Consider the following 23,724-nt stretch of genomic DNA (forward strand, 5'->3'; position numbering starts at 1 on the left):
CATTCGCCGTTCGATTTTTGCAGGCGGATGATCGCGTGACCGATACCAATCTCGCATTCGTGTTCCCGGGCCAGGGCTCGCAGTCGCTGGGCATGCTGGCCGAACTGGCCGAGCTGCACCCGCAGATCCGCGAGGCTTTCACCGAGGCCTCCGACGGCGCCGGTGTCGACCTCTGGGCCCTTTCCCAGGGCGGCCCGGAGGAAATGCTCAACCGCACCGAGTACACCCAGCCGGCCCTGCTGGCGGCCAGCATCGGCGTCTGGCGCGCCTGGAACGCCGTTGGCGGCGCCAAGCCGGCCGTCCTGGCCGGCCACAGCCTGGGCGAGTACACCGCCCTGGTCGCCGCCGGCGCCCTGTCGCTGCGTGACGGCGCCCATCTGGTGCGCCTGCGCGGCCAGTTGATGCAGGAAGCCGCCCCGACCGGCGTGGGGGCCATGGCCGCCGTCCTCGGCGCGGAAGACGCCCTCGTCGTGGAGGTCTGCGAACAGGCCGCCGGCAGCCAAGTGGTCGTCCCGGCCAACTACAACTCGCCCGGCCAGATCGTCATCGGTGGCGACGCCGCCGCCGTGGACCGCGCGCTGGCCCTGTTGGCCGAGAAGGGCGTCCGCAAGGCCGTCAAGCTCGCCGTCAGCGTGCCCTCGCACACCCCGCTGATGCGCGAAGCCGCCAACCGCCTGGCTGAAACCATGGCTGGCCTGGACTGGCGCGCCCCGGCCCTGCCGGTGGTGCAGAACGTCGATGCCCGCGTGCATGACGGCGTCGACGCCATCCGCCAGGCGCTGGTCCAGCAGCTGTACCTGCCTGTCCAGTGGACCGGCTGCGTGCAGGCGCTGGCCGCCCGCGGCGTCACCCGGGTGGCCGAATGTGGCCCGGGCAAGGTGCTGAGCGGATTGATCAAACGCATCGACAAATCGCTGGACGCGCGCACACTGTCCACGCCCGCCGATTTCGAGACGGCCCGCGAGACCTGGGCCGCCTGATGTCTTCCGATCGTGCCCGCGCTGGACTGGCCTCGCGCCAGACCGGCCAGGCCGATCCCGTTCGAGGAAATGAGATGAGCAAGCCCCTTCAGGGTGAAATCGCACTGGTCACCGGCGCCAGCCGGGGTATCGGTGCCGCGATCGCCGACGCACTGGCCGCGCAGGGCGCGACCGTCATCGGCACCGCCACCACCGACGCCGGTGCCGCCGCCATTGGTGAGCGCCTGGTTGCCGTGGGTGGCCACGGCCGCGCGCTGAACGTCACCGACGCTGCTGCGCTGGAGGCCGTGCTGGACGGTATCGCCAAGGAATTCGGCGCCATCAGCATCCTGGTCAACAACGCCGGCATCACCCGCGACAATCTGTTGCTGCGGATGAAGGAAGAAGACTGGCAGGCGATCCTGGACACCAACCTGACCAGCGTCTTCCGCACCTCCAAGGCCGTCATGCGCGGCATGATGAAGGCGCGCAAGGGCCGCATCATCAACATCGCCTCGGTGATCGGCGTGACCGGCAATGCCGGCCAGGCCAACTACGCCGCGGCCAAGGCCGGCATCATTGCCTTCTCCAAGTCGCTGGCCAAGGAAATCGGCTCGCGCGGGATCACGGTCAACGTGGTCGCGCCGGGCTTCATCGACACCGACATGACCAAGGCCCTGCCGGAAGAGCAGCGCACCGGCCTGGTCAAGTCGATCGCCCTGGAGCGGCTCGGCGAGCCGTCCGATATCGCCAACGCGGTGGCGTTCCTGGCCGGTCCTTCGGCCAGCTACATCACCGGCGAAACCCTCCATGTGAACGGCGGCATGTACATGCCGTAAGCATGTGGCGCAAGGAGTGCGCCGCAAGTGGTTGATCCGTTTGATGTTTTGCTGCAATGCAAGGTGTCGCTGGTTTCCACTACACTATCCCACGGTCATCCCTCACCGGATGGCGTCATTTTTGAACCACTACTCCATCTGGAGCGATATCCAATGAGCACCATCGAAGAACGCGTCAAGAAAATCGTCGTCGAACAGCTTGGCGTCAAGGAAGAGGAAGTCACCAACAGCGCATCGTTCGTCGATGACCTGGGCGCTGACTCGCTGGACACCGTTGAACTGGTGATGGCGCTGGAAGAAGAGTTCGAGTGCGAAATCCCGGACGAAGAAGCCGAAAAGATCAGCACCGTGCAGGCTGCGATCGACTACATCAACGCCCACGTCAAGGCTTGATGTCAGGCGGCTCGCGCGCGGCCGTGGCGATTGCTGCGACCGCGTGCGGCAAACCCATGGGGCCGCGCTTGCGGCCCTGTGCTTTTGAGCGTTATACCGCGTGATACCCGCAACACCCGGGTCAGGAGAATCTGCAATGAAGCGTCGCGTCGTCGTTACCGGCATGGGCATGGTCTCGCCATTGGGCAATGATATGGCCAGCAGTTGGAAGGGCATCACCGAAGGCCGTTCCGGCATCGGTCCGCTGACCAACGTTTCGCAGTCCTACCTGGACCGTTTCACCACCAAGATCGCAGGTGAGGTCAGGGACTTCGACATCACCGCCGACAACGAACAGTTCGGCAAATTCCGGGTCACTGGCAAGGATGCCAAGAAGATGGACCCGTTCATTCATTACGGCCTCGGTGCCGCCTTCATGGCCTTGAACGATTCGGGCCTGGAGATCACCGACGGCAACGCCGAGCGCGTCGGCGCCATCGTGGGCGCGGGCATCGGCGGCCTGCTGGGCATCGAAGAGCAGACCATCGATTTCCACGAGGGCAAGAAGATCTCGCCCTTCTACGTGCCCAAGACCATCATCAACATGCTCCCGGGCCAGCTGAGCATCATCACCGGCCTGAAGGGTCCGTCGTTCTCGGCGGTCTCCGCCTGCGCGACCTCCAACCACTCCATCGGCACCGCGATGCGCATGATCCAGTACGGCGATGCGGACGTGATGGTGGTCGGTGGTGCCGAGCGCGGCTCCTCGCCGACCGCCCTGGGCGGCTTCTGCGCGATGAAGGCGATGAGCACCCGCAACGATGCACCGGCGGAAGCCTCGCGCCCGTGGGACAAGGAACGCGACGGCTTCGTGCTGGGCGACGGCGCCGGCATCCTGATCCTGGAAGAGTACGAGCACGCCAAGGCACGTGGCGCGCGCATCTATGCCGAGCTGGCCGGTTTCGGCGCCAGCTCGGACGCGTACCACATGACCGCCCCGAGCGAGAACGGCGAAGGCGCGGCACGCTGCATGACCATGGCGCTGAAGGACGCGGGCGTGACCCCGGAGCAGGTCGGTTACCTCAATGCGCACGGCACCTCCACGCCGCTGGGCGACCTGGGTGAAACCATGGCCATGAAGACCGCCTTCGGTGACCACGCCTACAAGATGATGGTCAGCTCCACCAAGTCGATGACCGGCCACCTGCTCGGCGCGGCCGGCGGCGTGGAGGCGATCTTCTCGGTGCTGGCGCTGCGCGACAACATCATTCCGCCGACCATCAACCTGCATGAAGCGGGCGAGGGCTGCGACCTGGATTACGTGCCCAACACCGCACGCGAGGCCAAGGTCGATGTGGTGATGTCCAACGGCTTCGGCTTCGGCGGCACCAACGGCACGCTGGTGTTCAAGCGCGTCTGACCGCCCGTTCCGTGCACTCCCACCCGGGCCGCCATCATGGCGGCCTTGGTGTATCTGGCCCCCGCGCACGCTGCGCGCCCTTCCGGTGTCCTGTCATGTTCCAGACGCTTCCGCTGCCCGCCACCACCGACCTGCTGGCCCTGCAGCGCCTGGCCCCGCAGCGCTACCCGCTGCTGATGGAGTCCACCGCCTCGGGCACCGCGCAGGGGCGCTGGGACCTGCTGCTGATGGGCAGCGGCGAAGCGCTCGCGCTGCACGCCGACGGCGTGGTGCGTGATGCCGATGGCGTGGCGCAGGACGGCCGCTTCCTCGACGTGCTCGACGCGCACTGGGCCGCCCTGCGGTTGCCGCGCGAGGAGACGACACTGCCGTTCCGCGGTGGCTGGGCACTGATGCTGGATTACGAACTGGCCGGGCAGATCGAAGACGTGCTGGCCTTGCCGGCGCGCGCCGATGGCCTGCCGTCCGCGCTGGCGCTGCGCTGCCCGGCGGCGGTGTTGCACGACCGCGTGCTCGGCCAGTTCCATGCCGTGTGCGAGAGCGGTCAGGTCGCGCTGCTGCAGACCCTGCAGGACGACCTTGCCGCGGCCGCCGCGCTGGCCCCGTTGCCAACCTGGCAGCCTCCGGTGGCGATCGGCGAAGACGCGCCACCGCGCTTCACCGACGGCGTCGGCAAGGTGATCGATTACCTGCGCGCGGGCGACGTGTTCCAGGTGAACCTCTCGCGGCGCTGGAGCGCGCAGTTCACCGAGGCGCTCTCGCCGCAGGCGCTGTACGCGCAGCTGCGCGTGGCCAACCCGGCGCCGTTCGCCGGGCTGTTCATGGCGCAGGGCAGGGCGGTGGTCAGCTCCTCGCCCGAGCGGCTGGTCTCGGTGCATGGCGATGACGTGCAGACCCGCCCGATCGCCGGCACCCGCCCGCGTTTCGCTGGCGACGACGATGCCGCGCGGATCCAGGAACTGGTCGGCCATCCCAAGGAGCGCGCCGAGCACGTGATGCTGATCGACCTGGAGCGCAATGACCTCGGCCGCATCTGCGCACCGGGCAGCGTGGAGGTGGATGAACTGATGACCGTGGAGAGTTACGCCCACGTGCACCACATCGTCAGCAACGTGCGTGGCCGCCTGCGCGAGGACGTCAGCCCCGGCCAGGTGATCGCCGCGACCTTCCCCGGCGGCACCATCACCGGCTGCCCGAAGGTGCGCTGCATGCAGATCATCGCCGAGCTGGAGCAGACCGCGCGCGGTGCCTACACCGGCGCGTTCGGCTGGCTGAACCGCGATGGCGACCTGGACCTGAACATCCTGATCCGCACCGCCGAAGTGGCCGGCGATACCGCCAGCTTCCGCACCGGGGCCGGGATCGTGGTCGATTCGGTGGCCGACAAGGAACTGGACGAGACCCGCGCCAAGGCCCGTGGCCTGCTGCGGGCGCTGGGCAGCGATGCCTGAGCCGTTTGGCGGTGTGCAGTACCCGCGCGGTATGCTGCGCGGCGAAGAATTTGATTCGAGGTGACCATGGCGGGTGCGAAACGGGGATGTCTGGCCGTACTGGCCGTGTTGCTGGTGCTGGCCCTGCTGGTCGCGGCCGCAGGCGCATGGTTCTGGCATCGCCAGGGCGCGTTCGCCGATGCGCCGGTCACCCCCAGTGCGGAGAGCGTGGTGATCGCCTCGGGGGACGGCTTCAGCACCGTGCTCGGCAAGCTGCGCCAGGCCGGCGTGGACGAAGGCAGCGACACCCAGTGGCAGCTGCTGGCGCGCCAGCTCGATGCCGCTGGCAAGCTCAAGGTGGGCGAATACGCGCTCGATCCGGCGCTGACCCCACGCGAGCTGCTGACCCGCATGCGCCAGGGCAGCGTCCTGCAGCACCGCGTCACCATCGTGGAGGGCTGGAACATCCGTCAGCTTCGCGCCGCGCTCAAGCGTGCCGATCCGCTGGTGCATACCACCGATGATCTGGACGATGCCGCGTTGATGAAGGCAATCGGCTTCCCCGGCGAACACCCGGAAGGCCGTTTCCTGCCCGAGACCTACGTCTACCAGCGCGGTGACAGCGACATCGACGTGCTCAAGCGCGCGCATGCCGCGATGGAAAAAGAACTCACCGCCGCGTGGGACAGCCGCGTGGACGATCTGCCGCTGAACTCGCCGTATGAGCTGCTGATCCTCGCCTCGATCATCGAGAAGGAAACCGCACTGCCCAGCGAGCGCCCGCAGATCGCCGGGGTGTTCATGCGCCGCCTGAAGATCGGCATGCGCCTGCAGACCGACCCCACCGTGATCTACGGCATCGGCAGCAGCTACGACGGCAACATCCGCAAGCGCGACCTCACCACCGATACGCCGTACAACACGTACACGCGCGCCGGCCTGACCCCGACCCCGATCGCCATGCCCGGGCGTGACGCGCTGCATGCCGCCGCGCAGCCGGCCAAGGGGGACGCGCTGTACTTCGTGGCCGTGGGCGATGGCAGTGGCGCGCACATCTTCTCGGCCAACTACACCGACCACAACGCCGCCGTTGCCCGCTACCTGCAGCAACTGCGCAGCAAACGCACCAACGAGGCCGCCCCCCAATGAGTCCCGCGCTGCACCGGCACCCGCACTTCGTCAGCCTGGAAGGGGGCGAGGGCGCCGGCAAGACCACCGCCATCAACGCGATCCGCGAGGCCCTGCAGGCGCGTGGGCATGAGGTGGTGCTGACCCGCGAGCCCGGCGGCACCGCCCTGGCCGAGCGCATCCGCGCGCTGGTGCTCAAGCCGGACGCGGAGATCGCCGCCGAGCCGCTCTCGGCCGAAGCCGAGCTGCTGCTGGTGTTCGCCGCCCGCGCCCAGCACGTGCGCCAGGTGATCGCCCCGGCGCTGCAGCGCGGCGCCTATGTGCTGTGCGACCGCTTCACCGATTCCAGCTACGCCTACCAGGGCGGTGGCCGCGGCCTGGACCCGGCGTGGATCGCCGATCTGGAGCGCCGCGCCGTCGGCCTGCTGCCCGGCCTGACCCTGCTGCTGGATGTGGACGTGGCGGTCGGCCGTGCGCGCGCCAACGGCCGCGACCTGTGGCCGGACCGCATTGAAAGCGAGCACGATGATTTCTTCCAGCGGGTGCGCGCGGTCTTCCGCCAGCGTGCCAGCGAAGACCCCGCACGTTACCGCCTGATCGACGCCAGCCAGGACCAGGCCGGCGTCGCCAGCGCGGTGGTGGCGGCCGTGGCGGCATGGTTGGCACAGGAGCCGGAACGTGGCTGAACCCTTTTCCCCCTGGCAGCAGCGCGCCTATGACCAGACCGTGGCCGCGCTCGACGCCGGTCGCCTCGGCCATGGCCTGCTGTTCTGCGGCCCGGCCGGCCTGGGCAAGCTGGGCGTCGCGCTGCGGCTGGCCGAGCACGTGCTGGGGCAGGGCGAACCTGCCGCGGCCAAGCGCAGCGCCCAGCTGCTGGCCGCGGGGACCCACCCGGACCTGCAGCGGATCTCGTTCATTCCCAACAAATCCGGCGACAAGCTGCGCACCGAAATCGTGATCGAGCAGATCCGCGAGGTCTCGCAGAAGCTCTCGCTGACCCCCCAGTACGGCGTGGCCCAGGTGGTGATCGTCGATCCTGCCGACGCCATCAACCGCGCCGCCTGCAACGCCCTGCTCAAGACCCTGGAAGAGCCGCAGCCCGGCCGTTACCTGTGGCTGATCAGCGCCGACCCCGCCCGACTGCCGGCCACCATCCGCAGCCGCTGCCAGCGCCTGGAGTTCAAGCTGCCGCCGCGCGAGGAAGCGCTCGCCTGGCTGCAGACCCTGGGCCACAGCGAGGCCAGCGCCCGCGAAGCGCTGGACGCCGCGCGTGGCCATCCCGGCCTGGCCGACCAGTGGCTGCGCGAGGACGGCCTGGCCCTGCGCCGCCAGGTCGCTACGGATCTGGAAGCGCTCGTCGCCGGCCGCGCCGGCGCGGTGGAACTGGCCCAGCGCTGGACCGCCGACGACAACGCCGCCCTGCGCCTGCGCCACGCCGCCGATCTCGCCCTGGCCCAGGCCACCGGCGGTGGCTTGACCGATCCCGATCGATTGCACAAGCTGGCCGCCTGGTTCGATGCGGCCAACCGCACCCGCGACCTGCTGCGCACCACGGTGCGCGCCGATCTTGCGGTGGTGGAGCTGCTGCTGGCCTGGGGAAAGGTCAACGAACGGCACGCCAAGGGGAATAGAGCATGAGCGCCACCAACGCCCGACAGGGCATCCTGTCCCTTGCCGTCAAGGACAAGGCCGCGCTGTACAGCGCCTACATGCCGTTCGTGAAGAACGGCGGCATCTTCGTGCCCACGCCCAAGCGCTACTTCCTGGGCGATGAGGTGTTCCTGCTGCTCACCCTGCCGGACTCCGGCGAGCGCCTGCCGGTGGCCGGCAAGGTGATCTGGGTGACCCCCGCCGGGGCCCAGGGCAACCGCGCGGCAGGCATCGGCGTACAGCTGGCCGATGGTGCGGAAGGGGAGACCGTCCGCCATCGGATCGAGACCCTGCTGGCCGGCATCCTGACCGCGGACAAGCCCACGCACACGATGTGAAGAAATTTCGGCGAAACCGTTGACGTCGAAATTTGCCGCCCTATAATGAGCGGCTCAGCAGCATCGGGCGGTTAGCTCAGCGGTAGAGCATTGCCTTCACACGGCAAGGGTCACAAGTTCGAACCTTGTACCGCCCACCATGATTCAGTCGAAAAAGCCTCCGGAAACGGGGGCTTTTTTGTTGGTTGTGCGCCCCACCTGCCGCTTATCGCGGAGCTGATCGTCAATGCGTTGGCTGCCAGCGCTCTCCGCTATGAGCGCTATTCCCCCGCACCATCGGCCAGGCTGTCCCAGATGCGCCCGTCACGTTGCGCTTCCGTGGTGACGTTGACCACCGCCTGTTCGCCCAGACGATCACGCAACTGCTGCAGATACAGGCTGCGAGGTGTCACCACCTGGCCCATCGACTGCACGATCCCCGCTGGCTCCTCCGGCGGGAATTTCCCGGGTGCAATAGCGCCCACCTGTCCCACGCTCCAGTTCATCGCGAAGGGCGGCGCCTGGATTACGTAGATGTCGTGCTCGGTGTTCCAGAACATCTGCTGTGCGCCTGCCCACCCGTGTCCCGTGCCGCTGTACCGGCGGTTCTGCGCCCGCAGCATGTATCCCTTGGTGTTGTCGTACAGCGTGCCGGTGGACCAGCGGTGATGGGGGCCGCTGTCGTTGCTGTCGCCCACGGCCAGGCAGTCCAGAAACACGTTGGGGCCGGGCACCCGTGCACCGATGACGAAGGTATGCCGGCCGCCTTGGTTGTAGCAGCGCTGGATCAGATTGAAGGCGGCGTTGCCCTCGTACAGGAACACATAGCGGCGGGCGCCCTGGGTCTCGCCATACCTCGGGTCGAGATAGGCGATGTCCTGCAGGGTATTGAACTGCGCGCCATTACGGGTCACGAAGCCATGCGATACATAACGCACGGTTACATCGCGAACCCATGAGTTGTAGGTTGCACCCAGGCGGAGTGCGGTAAAGGGGCCGGCATCGGCGGTGCCGTTGACCGTACCGGTCTCGGGGTCACCTTCAAGGCGGAGGTCTTCGATGCCAACCTGCGAGATACGGATCGGATCCGTGCGATAGACGCTGCCGCCACCGAACCGGGCCTCGATGGCATCCATGACGGGGGCATCGAGAGTGATCGTGTCATGGTCTACCGCGGTGACGACGCGTTCGCTGTACATGGCGTAGTCGCTGGCCGTCCACCGGTATCGCGCGGTATCGATGCCCTCTGGGCCGACCCAGCGCGCGTTGGGTTCCCTCGCGATCGACACCGTATCGCCCACGCGATAGCCGGCTGCGGACGTTAACTTGATCCGCATCGCCCCCACCGGGACGTAGTCCATGTTGATTGCGGTACGGCGTGCGTCCAACGCTGCGCGGGGGACCGCGGATTCGCTGTTCCCCACGTCAAGAATTCTGCCCTGTCGCTCGCTGATTTCGGAGCGGATCACCGTGCCGTCTGCACCTCGCCCTTCACCGCGCAGCACTACGCCGCCTGCACGGATGGTCAGCGTCCTGCTCACCCTGTAGTGGCCGCGACGGAGCAGGACCGCGCCGCGCAGGCCCCGGCTGTCCATGGCACGTAGGGAGACCGCATCGATCGCTGCCTGGATGCGGGGATAGTCATCCTCCGCGCTGGATGGCTCAAGGATCTCGATGACAGGAATGCTGGAGCGGATGGGCAGGCTGACGCCGCCTCCCTGGTACCCGGCGCGGGAGAAGTCCGGGACGATGTTGCGGGCCTGATCGCCACCGCGCTCGGTATACACGCCATAGCGAAGCAATCCATCGCTGCCCAGGCTTGCCAACGGGGCGTCTTTGGCACGGTTGATGGGGTGGATGAAGGCGCTGGTCTGAGAAACAGGCTCCGCCGCTGACAAGGTAGCGAACGGGCAGACTGGCAATGCCACGAGCGTCAGCGCTGCGACTCGGCGAAACGCCGGGAGGAAAGGCATGCGGGCGACGTCCTTCCAAGGAGGAGTGGCTTGCAATGGTAGCAACTGCTTCCAACGATGCAGTCCGTGCTGAAGAGTCAGGCTGGTCTGCTTTTCCGGTCGATCGCGGACTTTCCGTACAATAGAAAGGCGCCAATCGCTGACAGTGTCCGTTTCTGGGCGGACGCCGAGATGCGCCTCCTTTGCCGCGCTGAGCAATCGCGAATGCCCGGCGCGCCCAGCTCGCTGCCCGCTTACGAGCTCGCCTTGTTGTATCGCTCGACGATGTGCACCTGCTGGCCACTGCCATGCCGTAGATGTGGAATATATACCCCCCATGCATGAGTGATATGCGCGTGCGCGCTTCTTCCAACATGGCCCCGACGGTAGATTCCCCTGACAATCTGTCACGGAGTGACCCATGCAGACACGCACCCGCCTTCGCACTCTGCTGCCCGGCTTTCCCTCCACACTGATCTGGATGGTGGTTTCACTCTGTTCCACGACCGCCATGGCCAACGAGCCACTGCAGATCGAGGCGCAGGGGAGTTTCCTCGCAGGTGGCATGGAAAAGACGGAACCTGGCACGTTCGATCCGTTGAAACCGTCCAATCCGGAGGGCCAGAGCTACCACGGTGATCACGTCTATGCCTTCTACCAGAAGCCGGTGAATGCGCGTCCGCTGTCGATCGTGATGTGGCACGGTGCGGGCCAGTCGTCCAAGAGTTGGGAAACGACGGCCGATGGGCGCGAGGGCTTCCAGAACCTGTTCCTGCGTCGTCGCTTCACTACCTACCTGATCGATCAGCCACGGCGAGGCAAAGCCGGCCGAAGCATGGTCGAGTCCACGCTGAAGCCTGTCGCAGACGATCAGATGTGGTTCAACCAGTTCCGAATCGGCCTCTGGCCGACGTACTTCGGCGGCAGTCAGTTCCCGACAGGGGAGGCCACGCTGGACCAGTTTTTCCGTTCGGTCACGCCGAATACGGGGTCGTTCGACCTCGGGGTAGTCTCTGACGGAGTAGCTGCCGTCCTGCAGAAAACAGGGCCCGCGATCCTGTTTACCCATTCGCAGGCGGGAGGCCCTGGCTGGATGACGGCGATAAAGAGCCCAAATGTTCGCGCAATCGTCGCCTTCGAGCCCGGCAGCAGCTTCGTGTTTGCCAAGGACGATGCGCCGGTACCGATTCCCAGTGCGTTCGATACCGTCGCACCCGCCGTAGTGTCTCCCGAGGCGTTCAAGGCGCTGACGCGGATCCCCATTTTGGTGCTGTATGGCGACAACATCCCTGACAAGCCCGTTGACCTGCCCGCGCAGGACAGCTGGCGGGCGCGGTTGGAAATGGCCCGCGCCTGGCGCGACGCGGTCAATCGGCAGGGTGGGGACGTGACCTTGATCCATTTGCCGGACATGGGAATCCGTGGCAACAGCCACTTCCTGTTCTCGGACCTCAACAACGTTCAGATCGCCGATCTGGTGAGTGAGTTTCTGGCGAAGAAGAATCTGGATCATTGAGCCGGAATGCGTCGTGCAGTGATTGCGCCATCAAAGGCATGTGGCGCGCCGGTGCTGCGACGCTTGCCGATCCACAATTCATATCATTCATGCATGAGTGATATCCGGCTGATGCTCTTTTTCCATGAGTGCACGGCGGTTAGTTTTACGCCTGATCCCCCGCCAACGTGGGCGCGCCACATGCACCGGCAGGGGTAACGTCCGAACTGGGAGCACTGGAATGAAGCACATCGTGCACGCCACGCTGTTGGCGATGTCTCTTGGCCTGGCGGCAGGCAACGCGGCCGCCGCCGACTACACGCTCAACCCCTTCACATTGGCCTACGAAGGTGCGATCACGCGGAATGTGCCCAGCGAGGTCAACGTCCACTCGGTGTCCTATCCGCTGAATGGAATCGAGATCGCCGCGAACTTCTACACGCCGGCCAACTTCGATGCCGCGCGGAAATACCCGACCATCGTGGTCGCCCACCCCAATGGTGGGGTCAAGGAGCAGGTGGCCGGCCTGTACGCGCAGCGTTTGGCCGAGCAGGGCTACATCGCCATCACCGCCGATGCGGCCTATCAGGGGGCGAGCGGCGGCCAGCCCCGCAGCGTGGACACGCCGTCCCACCGCATCGAAGACATCCACGGCATGGCGGACTTCATCAGTCGATTCCCCTGGGTCGACACCACGCGCCTGGGTTTGCTGGGCATCTGTGGCGGCGGCGGTTACTCGCTGGCGGCCGCGCAGACCGACAAGCGGTTCATGGCTGTGGCCACGATCAGCATGTTCAACTCTGGCCGTGTACGCCGCAACGGCTATGCCGACTCGCAGCTGGACACCCTCCAGCAGCGCCTGCAGCAGGCTTCGAATGCGCGGGCACAGGAAGCTGCCGGCGGCGAAGTGCTGTACTCCGGCGACGCCAATCTCACCGACGCACAGATCGCCAAGCTTCCCTTCGATCTGTATCGGCAGGGCTATGCGTACTACTGGAAGACGCACGCCCATCCCAACTCCACCTTCCGCTACACCACCAGCAGCCTGCTGGACCTGATGCGTTGGGACGCCACCGACCAGATCGAGCTCATCAACCAGCCGCTGCTGATGATTGCCGGCAGCAAGGCTGACAGCCTGTACATGACCCAGGACGCTTTCGCCAAGGCGACCGGTACCTCCGACAAACAACTGGTGCTGCTGGACGGCGCTACGCATATCGAAACCTACTGGGTGCCGAAGTACGTGGATGCCGCCGTCGCCTCGCTGACCACGTTCTACAGCCGGACGCTTGCGCCATGAGCGCGCCTCGCAGATCAACCGCGCAGAGTGCGCTGCTGGGCGCGGCGTTAAGCGTGGCGGCGCCATTCGCCGGCGCGGTCGAACCCCCCACGCAGCAGGTCACCCGAGCGGGAACCCAGTCGTCCGTTGCCGGTCCGGCAGCGACCTTCGTCGGCAAGGTGCGGGTCGATCCGCTGTTCCTGGCGGACGAGGAGGTGCAGGCTTCGTCGGCATACGTCAGCTTCGAGCCGGGTGCGCGCTCGGCCTGGCACACGCACCCCGCCGGTCAGCGACTGGTGGTTACCTCCGGCGTTGGGCTGACCCAGGAATGGGGCAAGCCGGTGCAGCAGATACACGTTGGGGATGTGGTGGTGTGTCCTGCGGGAGTCAAGCATTGGCACGGCGCCGCACCGCACAGCGCGATGACCCACCTTGCAGTGACCGGGGTAGCAGACGGCAAGTCGGTGGCGTGGCTGGAGCAGGTCAGTGATGACCAGTATCGCGAGGCGTCAGCAGGCATCGTCGCTTCCGTTGCCGGGCCGCTTTCGCCCAGGCAGCAGGCGATCCCGCTGATTGCGGCCGCCGCCGCCAGCAGCGACATGCCGCAGCTCACTGCCGCGTTGCGCCGGGGACTGGATGCAGGCCTGACGCTGAGCGAGACAAAGGAAGTGCTCGTGCAGCTGTATGCCTATGCGGGGTTCCCGAAGAGCCTCAACGCCTTGGGCGAGCTGATGAACGTGGTGCGCGCACGTGAGGCGCAGGGCATCGCCACCGCGCCCGGTCAGTCGCCCACCGGGGAGATTCCCGTGGGCGACGCACTGCGCGCGGTGGGCACCGCCAATCAGACCCGGATCTCCGGCGCCCCGGTGGCCGGGCCAATCATGGACTTCGCCCCCATCATCAACCAGTACCTGCAGACGCACCTGTTCGGCGACATCTTCGAGCGCGACAACCTGGACTGGCAAAGCCGTGAACTGGCGACGGTGGGTGCACTGGCAGTGATGCCAGGCGTGGAGGCGCAGCTGCGCTCGCACATGGCGGCCAGCCAGCGCGTGGGCCTCAGCCGCGCACAGCTGCACCACCTGGCCCAGTTGCTGGCCCATAGCGGTTACGCGGCCGCATCCGCCCGTGCAGTGCAGGCGCTGGAACAGACCCCGCCGCCTTCGCCCTGACCATGCCGTTCATGGAGACCGCAATGAGCACACTGCCCAACAACCCGCAACGCCGCTCCATCCTGACGGGCGCGGCTGCGCTGGCGGCGCTGCCGCTGACAGGCGCGCTGGCTACGTCCACGGCCAACGCATCCCCCGCAGCTGCAGCGCGGAAAATGGACGGCCGCCGCATGCTGGGAACGCTGCAGGTCTCCAGCATCGGGCTGGGCGTACAGAACATGAGCCGCACCTACCAGACCACCATCCCCTCGCGCATCGAGATGCACCGCATCATCCGTGCCGCGTTCGATCGCGGGATGACGTTCTACGACGCAGCCGAGGCCTATGGCCCGCATGAAGTGGAACGAATCCTGGGGGAAGGCGTCGCCTCCTTCCGCAACGAGGTGGTGATCGCCACCAAGTTCGGCTGGAACATCGACCTGGAAACCGGCGCGCGTGGCCCGGGCCTGATCAGCAGGCCAGCGCATATTAAACGGGCAGTGGAGGGCATGCTCACGCGGCTGCGTACCGACCGCATCGACCTGCTGTACCAGCACCGCGTGGACCCGCAGGTGCCGATCGAAGACGTGGCCGGTGCGATCCAGGACCTGATGACCGAGGGCAAGGTGCTGCATTGGGGCCTGTGCGAGATGGGCCTGAAGACGCTTCGCCGCGCGCACGCTGCGCTGCCGGTGACCGCTGTGCAGAGCGAGTACTCGATGCTCTGGCGAGGACCGGAACAGAAGGTGCTCGCTGCGTGCGCCGAGCTGGGCATCGGATTCGTGCCATGGAGCCCACTGGGCGTAGGCTTCCTGACCGGTGCGATCGACGCCAGGACACGCTTTGCCGAAGGTGACATTCGCGGCATCGAAACGCGCTTCACCCCGCAGAACATCGAACACAACCTGGCCTTGGTGCGCCTGCTCAGGGACTGGGCCGCGCGAAAGCAGGCCACGCCGGCACGGGTCGCATTGGCCTGGCTGATGGCACAGCAACCTTGGATTGTGCCGATTCCCGGTACCACGCAGATGGAACATCTGCTGGACAACCTGGGTGCAGGCGAGGTGATCTTCAGCGCAGGTGAGCTGCGGGAGCTCAACGCCGCAGTTGCCGCGGTGGCAGTGCAGGGCGAGCGCCTTCCGCCAGCGGTGCAGGCTTACAGCGACGTGGAGGCGCCTGTGCGCTAACGCTCACTCCCGGTAGCGCAATGCATCACGCAGCACGGTGAACGCCGGTGACGACTGCCTGCGACTGGGGTAGTACAGGTGGTAGCCGGGGAAGGAGGGGCACCAGTCCTGCAGAACATGGACCAGGGTGCCTGCCTGCACATGGGCGCGCACCAGATCCTCGGGCATGTAGGCAAGCCCCAGTCCCTCCAGCGCGGCGCCCAGGCGCAGGGCGATGTTGTTGAACACCAGCTGGCCTTCCACCCGCACCTTCAGCTCCTGGTCCTTTTTTTCGAACTCCCACGCGAAAATGCCACCGTGGGTCGGCAGGCGGATGGTGATGCAGTTGTGCCGGGTAAGGTCGTGCGGCGATTTCGGTTTCGGGTGGCGCTGGAAATAGGCAGGCGATCCGACCACTGCCATGCGCAGGTCCGGCCCCACGCGCACGGCGATCATATCCTTGGCCACCTGCTCACCCATGCGGATACCGGCGTCGAAGCCCTCGGCCACGATGTCGGTCAGTCCGTAGTCGACGATCACCTCGATGTTCAGGTCGGGGTTGGCCGGCAGCAGCCTGCCCAGTACCGGCTGCATCACGGTGAGCGCGGCATGCTCACCCGCGGTGATGCGGAGGCGACCGGCGGGCTTGTCGCGGTAAGCGTTGAGCTGGGCCAACTCCGTGTCGATTTCCTCGAAGCGCGGTGCAATCACCCGCAGCAGCTGCTCTCCGGCCTCGGTGGGCGAAACGCTGCGCGTGGTCCGGGCAAGCAGGCGCACACCCAGGCGCTCTTCCAGCTGACGCATCGATCGGCTCAGGGCAGGCTGGGACATGCCCAGCTGGGCGGCAGCACGGGTAAAACTGCGCTCCCGCGCCACCAGGACGAACATGGCCAGCTGGTCGTAATTCTCTACGCTCATTGATGCGCACCGGATATAAGCGATATCCGATTATGCCTCTGCAAGAATGTGTTTGGGGGGCGTAGATTGGCGTCATGACAAAGCCAACCGCCAATCACGGTCGCCGGGCAGTCGTTGCCGCCCTGGCCTCGCTGCCGCTGGGATGCTCCGCCGCGGCGCCGCAGGAGGGCGCGGCCGCGGGTCGATCAAACGCACGGACACTGGTTGCCTGGTTCTCGCGCTCGGGCAACACCCGGGTCGTTGCTGGCCTCATTCATCGCAGCATGCCCAGCGACCTGTTCGAGATACAGCCGGCTGTGGACTACCCGGCGGACTATCTGGAAACGGTGGCAAAGGCGCGGCAGGAGCGCGACGACGGGGTAAAACCGGCGCTGCGTGCCCGCATTGCCGGCATTGATCGCTATGACACCGTCTACCTGGGCTTCCCCATCTGGGGCGAGACCGCGCCGCCGATCATTCGATCGCTGTTGTCGCAGCACGACATGAGGGGCAAGACGATCGTGCCGTTCATCACCCATGGTGGCTTCGGGGTGGGCAGCAGCCTGCGCGTCGTCGCCAGCCACGCTCCCAACGCACGCATCCTGGAAGCCTTCGTGATGCAGGCCGACCAGGAACGAAAAACCATGGAGCGCGTCAACGCCTGGTTGGCCACTCCGCACACTGCCCGATGAGGATTCGACCATGAAGACCCGTGCCCTTGGACAAGGCCTTGAAGTTTCCGCGCTCGGCTTGGGCTGCATGGGTATGAGCGCGGCGTATGGCCCGGCCGCAGACAAGCAGGACATGATTGCGCTCATCCGCGCGGCGGTGGAGCGTGGCATCACCCACTTCGACACCGCCGAAGCCTACGGCCCCTTTGCCAACGAAGAACTGGTGGGCGAGGCACTGGCGCCTGTTCGCGACCGGGTGGTGATCGCCACCAAGTTCGGCTTTGACATCGACCCGGTGACGGGTGCCCGCGGCACAGGTACCAACAGTCAGCCCGCACACATCCGCGCTGCCGTAGAGGCCAGTCTGAAGCGGCTTCGCACCGAGCGCATCGACCTTCTTTACCAGCATCGTGTTGACCCGGCGGTGCCGATCGAGGATGTTGCCGACACGGTGAAGGCGCTCATTGCAGAGGGCAAGGTTGCGCATTTCGGTTTGTCCGAAGCGGGTGTGCAGACAATCCGCAAGGCGCATGCGGTGCAGCCGCTGACGGCGGTGCAGAGCGAGTACTCGCTGTTCTGGCGTGAACCGGAGAAGGTGCTTCTTCCTTTGCTTGAAGAGCTGAGCATTGGCTTCGTACCCTTCAGCCCGCTGGGCGCAGGGTTTCTGACCGGGAAGATCGACGAGAACACGCAGTTCGATCCAGCGGATTTTCGTAATGCGGTGCCGCGGTTCTCCGCTGAAGCGCGTCGGGCCAACATGGTATTGGTCGCAGTGGTGAAGGCAGTGGCGGCAGAGAAGGGTGCCACGCCTGCTCAGGTGGCCCTGGCTTGGCTGCTGGCCCAGCGATCATGGATCGCGCCGATCCCCGGTACAACCAAGCTTCACCGGTTGGATGAGAATCAGGGTGCGGTGGATCTGATGCTGGATGCGGCCGACCTGGCGCGTATCGATGCGGACGTGGCCCGGATCACTATCAGCGGCGCGCGCTTGCCGGCAGCTGCTTTGAAGATGACCGGCAAGTGAGCGGGCTCGGTGGAAAGCCCTTAGATCGCCCCTAGCTCTCCACGCACTTCCTCAACGAACACCCGCCCCACCGGCACCTCAGCCCCATCATTCAACATCAACCAATACCGGCTCCCCGAAGCCGCATGCAACGTCCGCACATGCGTCAGATTGACCAGATACGACCGATGGCAACGCACAAAGTCCGGCGGCAGCACGGCAGTAAGACTCGCCAGCGATTTGTCGTGCAGTTCACTGCGCCCATCACGCATGCGCACCTCGCTGTAGTCCCCATCAGCACGAATCCAGAGCACATCGGCCAGCTCGACCATCGCCGTCCCCTGTGCATGCCAGACGCCCAGGTAGCGCGCGGCGCCAGACCGATACCGCCCAACATCCAGCAGCCGCTCCAGCGCCTGCCCCAGACGCTCGCGTGAGAAGGGCTTCGGCACGAAGTCCAACACCCCATGCTCAAATGCCTGCAGCGCCCGCTCCCGATGTGCGGAGACAACCACGCAGTGATAGCGCCCAGCCACCACGCGCTTCAGCAGGTCGAAACCATCCTCCCCACCCAGATTCAAATCCAGCAGCAGGCCGTCATACACGCTGCGCTGCAGCCGGTCACCCGCGGCGTCCAGGTCGGACACGGCATCGAATCGGGCGCGACTGCCAGCCAGTTCGGTGCACATCCGCAGCAGCCTCTGGCGGACCAGCAGTTCATCCTCGACGATCAGGATGCGCATGTCAGCTCCATGCGGCCGTACCAGTCGTTGCCATTGGGGCCTTGTTCAAAGCGCCAGCCATCCGGGCAGGTGGCGGCCAGGCTTGCCTCGATGTAGCGGGTGCCCGTGCCTTGCCCCCGGTGTGGGGCGGTGCCACGTGCGCTGCGCAGTTCCAGCATCCAACGGTCGCCCTCGCGTTGGATACGCAGGCGGAACGGATGCCCGGCACACGCCATCGCCCCCGCATGCGTGAGGGCATTCTCAACCTGCGCATGCAGCACGCCGGGCGGCAGCCACAGGCCGGTGTGCTCGCCCTCGACCTCGAAACCGATGTGGCGATCCAGCGCGAGGCCGACGATGTCCAGGTGGTTGCGGCACAGCGCCAGCTCTTCTTCCAGCGGTACGCTGGGGCGGGTGCTGCTCTCGCGCAGGCGGTCGAATTGCTCGGCCAACGATTCGACCAGGCGGCTGGCGCGCATCGGTGCCTGTTCGATCAGCTCCTGCAGGCCGGTGAGGGTGTTCATCAGCCAATGCGGGTGAATCCCTCGCTGCAGCAATTGCAGCGAGAGGCGGGTGCGCTCCTCCCGTAAAAGCGCGTTGTAATGGTCCAAGGCGCGCAGCTGGGCGGCGTGACGGATCAGCAGAAAGCCCATCAGCACGGCCAGGAACAGGAAGTAGGGGCCATCCAGGAAGATGCCGCCGGCGAAGGGGACGGCCAGCGCGCCTGCCACGACCAATGTGAGGATCGGCCAGCGTTCGTCAGGCTCGCCATGGGCGCGCAGCAGCACGTAGGCGGAGGTCAGCAGGCTGAGCAGCAGCAGTGCGGCACCGCGGCCGTCGAAGCTGGGCACGAAGGCGGCCAGCGCCAGCAGGGTGGCGAGATAGGCGACGCGGGCGGGCTTCGGCACCGCGACGCCGAAACGACGCGCCAGGTAAGCCGGCAGCAGGATCGCCGCGGCGAGGTGCAGCAGAAGCAGCATCAACAGTCGCGGGCCGTGCCACGGATACACATAACCGACCAGCGGCCGCCATGCTTCAACCACGGGTAGCGCAAGGCCGACCACACCCAGCGCCAGCAACAGGCGCGCACCGGGCACACGCGGCCGGCCGCGCTGTGCGGCGAGGAAGTACAGGCACGCCGCGCCGAGTGCACCGGTGGCGAGGGCGGCGATCAACCACGCTCCGATGCCGTGGCCGTAGATCGAGGCGGCTGGCCCGACCGCAACGAAGGCATCCGCGCCGCGCGGCGTGATCCACTGGTGATGACTGGAGGCAAGCATTACCACCTCATCGGTGCCGCGGGTCGAGGAGGGCGGAAGCATGCGGATGATGTCCACCTTTCCCGGCTGCTCTTCGTCTGCGCTGCGGCCGACGATGCCGTTTGCGGCCAACGGCTGGCCATTCCAGAAGGGCCGGCTGGCGGCGCGCACCGAGACGCGCAGTGCGCGGTCGGCCGCGTCCTGGTTTGCCGGCGCAGGCAGGCGCCAGCGCAGCCAGTAAGGACCGCGCCACTGCACCAGTTCGCGTTGGTTGGCCGGTTGCCAGGCCAGTGTCTTCGGCGGCGCGGTTGGCAGTGCGCCATCCGCCCCCAGCGTAGCGAGCGCCATCTCCTGGGCTTCGTAGTAGCGCACCCCCGGTGCGGGCGCGACCAACAGCAGCCACGCGGCGATTGCGATGAGCAGGACGGCTAGGGCGGCCAGGGTGCGTGGGATCTGCATGGGCCCATCGTATCGGTTGCATGGAGCTGCTGGACCCCCGTCTGGAGCTGTTCGGCGGACGGGCCGTCCTCGGCCGCCGCGGGGACGGCAATGCTGCAGGCGTGGTGCACGCGCTGTCACTCGCCGCTCGATTCCCTTATCGCCCAACCGGAGGCCGTCATGTCCAACGTCCCGCTGTCCCTGTTCCGTTCTCTTCTTCCCGGCCGGCACCTGCGGATCACACGGTGGGCGGCGCTGTGCCTCGCCCTTGCTGGCGCGTCGCCCGCGCTGGCCAGTGGGGCGCCGGCGCCGCTGGTGTTCACTCCCTATGCGTTCGAGACACAGAAGCACGGCACCATCGCGGCCGAGGCGGGCTACCTGGAGGTGCCGCGTCGGCATGCAGACCCCAACGGACCGCGCATGCGCCTGCGGGTAGTGCGCCTGCCGGCGACCGGCGGCGAGGGTCGTGCGGCACCGGTGGTGTACCTGGCCGGCGGCCCGGGTGGCTCGGGAATCGGGACCGGGCGCGGTCCGCGCTGGCCAGTGTTCGATCAGGTCCGGCGCGAGACCGACGTGCTGCTGCTCGACCAGCGCGGGGCGGGCGAGTCCGAACCGCCGCCGCCGTGCCCGCACCAGCACACGTTCGACGATGCACAGCCGCTGCAGCGCGATGCCGCGCTCGCCGCGCTGCGCGGGGTGGCCGCCCGCTGCGTGACGTACTGGCGGGAGGCCGGCGTGGATCTGGGGGCCTACACCACCGCCGAGAGTGCCGCTGACCTGGAGGACCTGCGGCGGGCGTTGAAGGTGCCGAAGATCAGCCTGTGGGGCATGAGCTATGGCACCCATCTGGCGCTGGCCACGGTGCGCCTGCACGGTGCTGGTCTCGACCGGGTGGTGCTGATGGGCACGGAGGGACCCGATGACACATTGAAGCTGCCGCTGTCGGCCGATGCGCTGCTGGCGGAGTTGAGCAGGGCGGCCAAGGAGGCGGGCTTCGATGACCTGACCGGCTCGGCAATGCGAGTGCTGGCAGCACTGCGTGAGCAGCCGCGCCAGGGGCGCAGTGTCATGCATGGCGGCAAGCCGGTGATGATCGGCGAGTACGACGCGCAGCTTGCGATCAGTGCCAGTCTGGGACGGCGCATGACGCAGCAGTGGCTGCCGCTGATCCTGCGCGATGCCGAAAATGGCGACTACGATCTGCTCGCGGCAATGGTGCTGTTGCTGCGCAGTGAGTACGGCAGCTACGGCGCGATGTCGCTGGCGATGGACGTGGCCTCCGGGCAGAGCCCGCAGCGCCGGGCCCTGGCCGAGGCGCAGGCCCGCGAGAGCCTGTTCGGCGATGCGCTGAACTTTCCGTTCCCGGCGCTCGGGGATGGCCTGCGGCTGGTCGATCTCGGCGACGCCTTCCGTGGGCCGCTGCGCAGCAACGTGCCGGTGCTGTTCATCAGTGGCACGTTGGATGGACGTACGCCGCCGGCCAACGCCGCAGCGCTGCGGCCGGGTTTCCGCGACAGCCGCACGCTGCTGGTGCGCGGCGCCAGTCATGACAACGAGATGTGGCTGGGGAATCCGGCCATCGCCGCGGGCATCGCCGATTTCCTGGCCGGACGGGCGGTGGGTGATGCCGAGCTCGACGTGGGCGCACCGGTGTTCGCGCGGAGCAAGCGCGATCTGGTCGACCCGCGGGGGCGCTGAGGGCCGCCGGACGTAGCGCGATGTGCAGGCGCCGGGAACCGGCCGAGGTGTATGGTTTCGGCTGGCCCTGGCGCTTGCGCCCACACAGGAGGACGCGATGACCGATTCAGCGGTGGCATCCGTGCACGGCACGCCCGACGATTACGGCGACACGCTGTACCGGGTGTATTTCGAAGTGGGCGAGTGGGAGGGCATCGCGCGCGATGCCATCACCACGTTCCTGGTCGAGCGCGCCAGCGACCACCCTGCCTTCGATTTCGACGCCTCGCTGCTGCACGCGCGTCCACACGGGTACGAAGTGGACCTGCCGATGCAGCTGATTCCCGAGGTGGTGCGGGCGCTGGCCGAGCAGAATTTGGCGGTATACCAGGTGGTCAGGCTCGGTGGCGTCTAGGGGGGCACTGGAAGGTCACCCGGCATCGCATCCGCGTTCTGCTTGGCGCTATCCTTCGGCCAGCTCCAGCCGCACCCTGCGCGCTGGCCGGATCGATACTCTCACCCTGGATAGAGGCAGCAATGGCGGATCCTTACAACAGCGGCGGCCGCGCAGGCCCCGCAACCCGGCTCGACGATGCGATGGTGACCACGGCAATGGAACTGCCCGGTTTCCGCGTGGTGCGCAGCCTGGGCGTGGTGCGTGGCATCACCGTGCGTTCGCGTTCAATCGTGGGCAATTTCCTCGGCGGGCTGCAGACCATCTTCGGTGGCAACATCACCATCTACACGCAGCTGTGCGAGCAGGCGCGCGAAGAGACCTATCGGGACATGTCCAATCATGCGCGGATGTTGGGCGCCAACGCGATCATCGCCATGCGCTATGACGCCACCGACGTGATGACCGGCCTGACCGAAGTGCTGTGCTACGGCACGGCGGTGATCGTCGAGCCCACGCACGTCTAGGCATCCTGCGTGCGATATGCCCTGAGTATCGCAGCAAGCTGTCATCGGTATTGGCATCCGCGCTGCGCAAGGCGGATGCTGTCTGCATGACGATCAACGACACACTTTCTTTTGCCGGGCAGGTTGCCTTGGTCACCGGTGCCGCTGGCGGACTGGGACGCGCTTACAGTCGCTTGCTGGCAGAGCGCGGTGCACACGTGGTGATGCAGGATGTGGGCGCCGCCCTGGACGGCACCGGCACCGATCCGCGGCGGATCGATCAGGCGGTGGCGCGCCTGCATGCACAGAGCCTTTCTGTCGAGGCCAGCTACCATGGCATCGATACCCGCAGCGGGGCGGCAGCGCTGGTCGCCGATATCCTGCAGCGGCACGGCCGCCTGGATGCGATCGTGCACAACGCCGGCTGGGTCGAGTACCAGCGTATCGATGCGGTGGACGAGGATCGTTTCGACCACATGATGGCGGTTGCGGCCAAGGCGCCGTTGTGGCTCGCCCAGGCCGCATGGCCGGCCATGCAGGCGCAGGGGCATGGCCGCATCGTGCTCACCACCTCCGACCGCGCGCTGTATCCGCAGTACGTGCAGCACGGGCTGGCGGCCTACGCGGCGGCGAAGTCGGCCGCGGTCGGGATCGTCAACGTACTGGCAGCCGAGGGCGCGGCGCATGGCATCGTGGTCAATGCGGTATCGCCGGTGGCCAAGACCCGCATGTGGGGCGTGGAGGGCGAACCGGATGAACTGCATCCGGAGGGCGTGGCGCCGGGTGTCGTGTTCCTGGCTTCACGTGCCTGCATCGAGGGCGGCTGGATCCTGCGGGCCAGCAACGGGCAGTTCCATGCGACCCGACTGACCGAGGCCGAGGGCGTGCGTTACCCGCGTGATCTGCGGGCAGTTTCCGCCCTCAGTATCGAGGACGTCGCCGCGCAGTGGCAGGACATGGCAACGCCGACCGTCGAGCCGCGCTGACGCCACGCACGTG

At 66.8% G+C, this 23,724-nt stretch carries 23 protein-coding genes and 1 tRNA gene; 20 read left to right on the forward strand and 4 right to left on the reverse strand.

The genetic code is table 11. The annotated features are described in order from the left end of the window. Window positions 1-35 precede the first annotated feature (35 nt). The 10 genes from fabD to OC373_RS12205 all read left to right on the forward strand — a co-directional run bounded on the left by fabD (window position 36) and on the right by OC373_RS12205 (window position 8,276). Entirely contained in the window at window positions 36-980 is a 945-nt protein-coding gene (gene fabD / locus OC373_RS12160; protein WP_261997757.1) for an ACP S-malonyltransferase, read from the forward strand. A 74-nt stretch (window positions 981-1,054) separates the two neighbouring features. After that, window positions 1,055-1,798, forward strand: a complete 744-nt coding sequence (gene fabG / locus OC373_RS12165; protein WP_261997758.1) for a 3-oxoacyl-ACP reductase FabG — start codon at window positions 1,055-1,057, stop codon at window positions 1,796-1,798. Window positions 1,799-1,951: 153 nt separating this feature from the next. Beyond that, window positions 1,952-2,191: an acyl carrier protein gene (gene acpP, locus OC373_RS12170; RefSeq protein WP_017357544.1), complete on the forward strand. Its 240-nt coding sequence runs from the start codon at window positions 1,952-1,954 to the stop codon at window positions 2,189-2,191. A gap of 136 nt (window positions 2,192-2,327) precedes the next feature. Then, window positions 2,328-3,590: a beta-ketoacyl-ACP synthase II gene (gene fabF, locus OC373_RS12175; RefSeq protein WP_070426749.1), complete on the forward strand. Its 1,263-nt coding sequence runs from the start codon at window positions 2,328-2,330 to the stop codon at window positions 3,588-3,590. Between the two features lie 95 nt (window positions 3,591-3,685). Continuing rightward, window positions 3,686-5,041, forward strand: a complete 1,356-nt coding sequence (locus OC373_RS12180; protein WP_261997759.1) for an aminodeoxychorismate synthase component I — start codon at window positions 3,686-3,688, stop codon at window positions 5,039-5,041. Window positions 5,042-5,107: 66 nt separating this feature from the next. Next, window positions 5,108-6,169, forward strand: a complete 1,062-nt coding sequence (gene mltG, locus OC373_RS12185; RefSeq protein WP_261997760.1) for an endolytic transglycosylase MltG — start codon at window positions 5,108-5,110, stop codon at window positions 6,167-6,169. Then, on the forward strand, window positions 6,166-6,834 hold the full coding sequence (gene tmk, locus OC373_RS12190; RefSeq protein ID WP_261997761.1) for a dTMP kinase: 669 nt from the start codon (window positions 6,166-6,168) through the stop codon (window positions 6,832-6,834). The genes mltG and tmk overlap by 4 nt, the downstream gene beginning before the upstream one ends. Beyond that, window positions 6,827-7,786 carry a DNA polymerase III subunit delta' gene (locus tag OC373_RS12195; protein ID WP_019185354.1) on the forward strand — a complete coding sequence of 320 codons (960 nt, stop codon included), beginning with the start codon at window positions 6,827-6,829 and terminating at the stop codon, window positions 7,784-7,786. Before tmk ends, OC373_RS12195 begins: the two co-directional genes overlap by 8 nt. Next, window positions 7,783-8,136 carry a PilZ domain-containing protein gene (locus tag OC373_RS12200; RefSeq protein WP_019185355.1) on the forward strand — a complete coding sequence of 118 codons (354 nt, stop codon included), beginning with the start codon at window positions 7,783-7,785 and terminating at the stop codon, window positions 8,134-8,136. Before OC373_RS12195 ends, OC373_RS12200 begins: the two co-directional genes overlap by 4 nt. A 65-nt stretch (window positions 8,137-8,201) precedes the next feature. Then, window positions 8,202-8,276, forward strand: a tRNA-Val gene (locus OC373_RS12205). A gap of 120 nt (window positions 8,277-8,396) precedes the next feature. Here the strand turns inward: OC373_RS12205 and OC373_RS12210 are convergent. Next, window positions 8,397-10,088: a hypothetical protein gene (locus OC373_RS12210; RefSeq protein WP_261997762.1), complete on the reverse strand. Its 1,692-nt coding sequence runs from the start codon at window positions 10,086-10,088 to the stop codon at window positions 8,397-8,399. Window positions 10,089-10,488: 400 nt separating this feature from the next. Between OC373_RS12210 and OC373_RS12215 the strand changes: the two genes are divergently transcribed. The 4 genes from OC373_RS12215 (at window position 10,489) to OC373_RS12230 (ending at window position 15,179) form a co-directional block, all read left to right on the forward strand. Continuing rightward, window positions 10,489-11,583 carry an alpha/beta fold hydrolase gene (locus OC373_RS12215; RefSeq protein WP_261997763.1) on the forward strand — a complete coding sequence of 365 codons (1,095 nt, stop codon included), beginning with the start codon at window positions 10,489-10,491 and terminating at the stop codon, window positions 11,581-11,583. A gap of 220 nt (window positions 11,584-11,803) precedes the next feature. Continuing rightward, on the forward strand, window positions 11,804-12,862 hold the full coding sequence (locus tag OC373_RS12220; RefSeq protein ID WP_261997764.1) for an alpha/beta hydrolase: 1,059 nt from the start codon (window positions 11,804-11,806) through the stop codon (window positions 12,860-12,862). Then, window positions 12,859-14,013, forward strand: coding sequence for a carboxymuconolactone decarboxylase family protein (locus OC373_RS12225; protein WP_261997765.1), 1,155 nt, complete (start codon window positions 12,859-12,861; stop codon window positions 14,011-14,013). Before OC373_RS12220 ends, OC373_RS12225 begins: the two co-directional genes overlap by 4 nt. A 23-nt stretch (window positions 14,014-14,036) precedes the next feature. Next, window positions 14,037-15,179, forward strand: a complete 1,143-nt coding sequence (locus tag OC373_RS12230; protein ID WP_315985460.1) for an aldo/keto reductase — start codon at window positions 14,037-14,039, stop codon at window positions 15,177-15,179. A 3-nt stretch (window positions 15,180-15,182) separates the two neighbouring features. On the opposite strand, the gene OC373_RS12235 is transcribed toward OC373_RS12230, so the two are convergent. Continuing rightward, a complete protein-coding gene (locus OC373_RS12235; protein ID WP_261997766.1) occupies window positions 15,183-16,076 on the reverse strand; it encodes a LysR family transcriptional regulator in 894 nt (297 codons plus the stop codon). 74 nt (window positions 16,077-16,150) lie between these two features. On the opposite strand from OC373_RS12235, the gene OC373_RS12240 reads away from it, so the two are divergent. Next, the gene (locus tag OC373_RS12240) at window positions 16,151-16,747 is read left to right on the forward strand and encodes a flavodoxin (RefSeq protein WP_261997767.1); all 597 of its coding nucleotides are present in this window, start codon (window positions 16,151-16,153) and stop codon (window positions 16,745-16,747) included. A gap of 10 nt (window positions 16,748-16,757) precedes the next feature. Continuing rightward, entirely contained in the window at window positions 16,758-17,750 is a 993-nt protein-coding gene (locus tag OC373_RS12245) for an aldo/keto reductase (RefSeq protein WP_261997768.1), read from the forward strand. Between the two features lie 20 nt (window positions 17,751-17,770). On the opposite strand, the gene OC373_RS12250 is transcribed toward OC373_RS12245, so the two are convergent. Then, on the reverse strand, window positions 17,771-18,472 hold the full coding sequence (locus OC373_RS12250; RefSeq protein ID WP_261997769.1) for a LytTR family DNA-binding domain-containing protein: 702 nt from the start codon (window positions 18,470-18,472) through the stop codon (window positions 17,771-17,773). Next, window positions 18,460-20,169 carry a sensor histidine kinase gene (locus OC373_RS12255; protein ID WP_261997770.1) on the reverse strand — a complete coding sequence of 570 codons (1,710 nt, stop codon included), beginning with the start codon at window positions 20,167-20,169 and terminating at the stop codon, window positions 18,460-18,462. The genes OC373_RS12250 and OC373_RS12255 overlap by 13 nt, the downstream gene beginning before the upstream one ends. Before the next feature lie 159 nt (window positions 20,170-20,328). On the opposite strand from OC373_RS12255, the gene OC373_RS12260 reads away from it, so the two are divergent. The 4 genes from OC373_RS12260 (at window position 20,329) to OC373_RS12275 (ending at window position 23,711) form a co-directional block, all read left to right on the forward strand. Next, the gene (locus OC373_RS12260; protein WP_261997771.1) at window positions 20,329-21,846 is read left to right on the forward strand and encodes an alpha/beta fold hydrolase; all 1,518 of its coding nucleotides are present in this window, start codon (window positions 20,329-20,331) and stop codon (window positions 21,844-21,846) included. Window positions 21,847-21,943: 97 nt separating this feature from the next. Then, complete coding sequence (locus OC373_RS12265) at window positions 21,944-22,240, forward strand: hypothetical protein (protein WP_261997772.1); 297 nt, start codon at window positions 21,944-21,946, stop codon at window positions 22,238-22,240. Window positions 22,241-22,362: 122 nt separating this feature from the next. Next, window positions 22,363-22,746 (forward strand): YbjQ family protein, encoded by a 384-nt coding sequence (locus OC373_RS12270; protein WP_019185367.1) that lies wholly within the window; start codon window positions 22,363-22,365, stop codon window positions 22,744-22,746. An 86-nt stretch (window positions 22,747-22,832) separates the two neighbouring features. Continuing rightward, complete coding sequence (locus tag OC373_RS12275; RefSeq protein ID WP_261997773.1) at window positions 22,833-23,711, forward strand: SDR family NAD(P)-dependent oxidoreductase; 879 nt, start codon at window positions 22,833-22,835, stop codon at window positions 23,709-23,711. The last annotated feature ends 13 nt before the right edge of the window (window positions 23,712-23,724 follow it).

The organism is Stenotrophomonas sp. Ste96 (genome assembly GCF_024519495.1).
Classification (GTDB): domain Bacteria; phylum Pseudomonadota; class Gammaproteobacteria; order Xanthomonadales; family Xanthomonadaceae; genus Stenotrophomonas; species Stenotrophomonas bentonitica_A.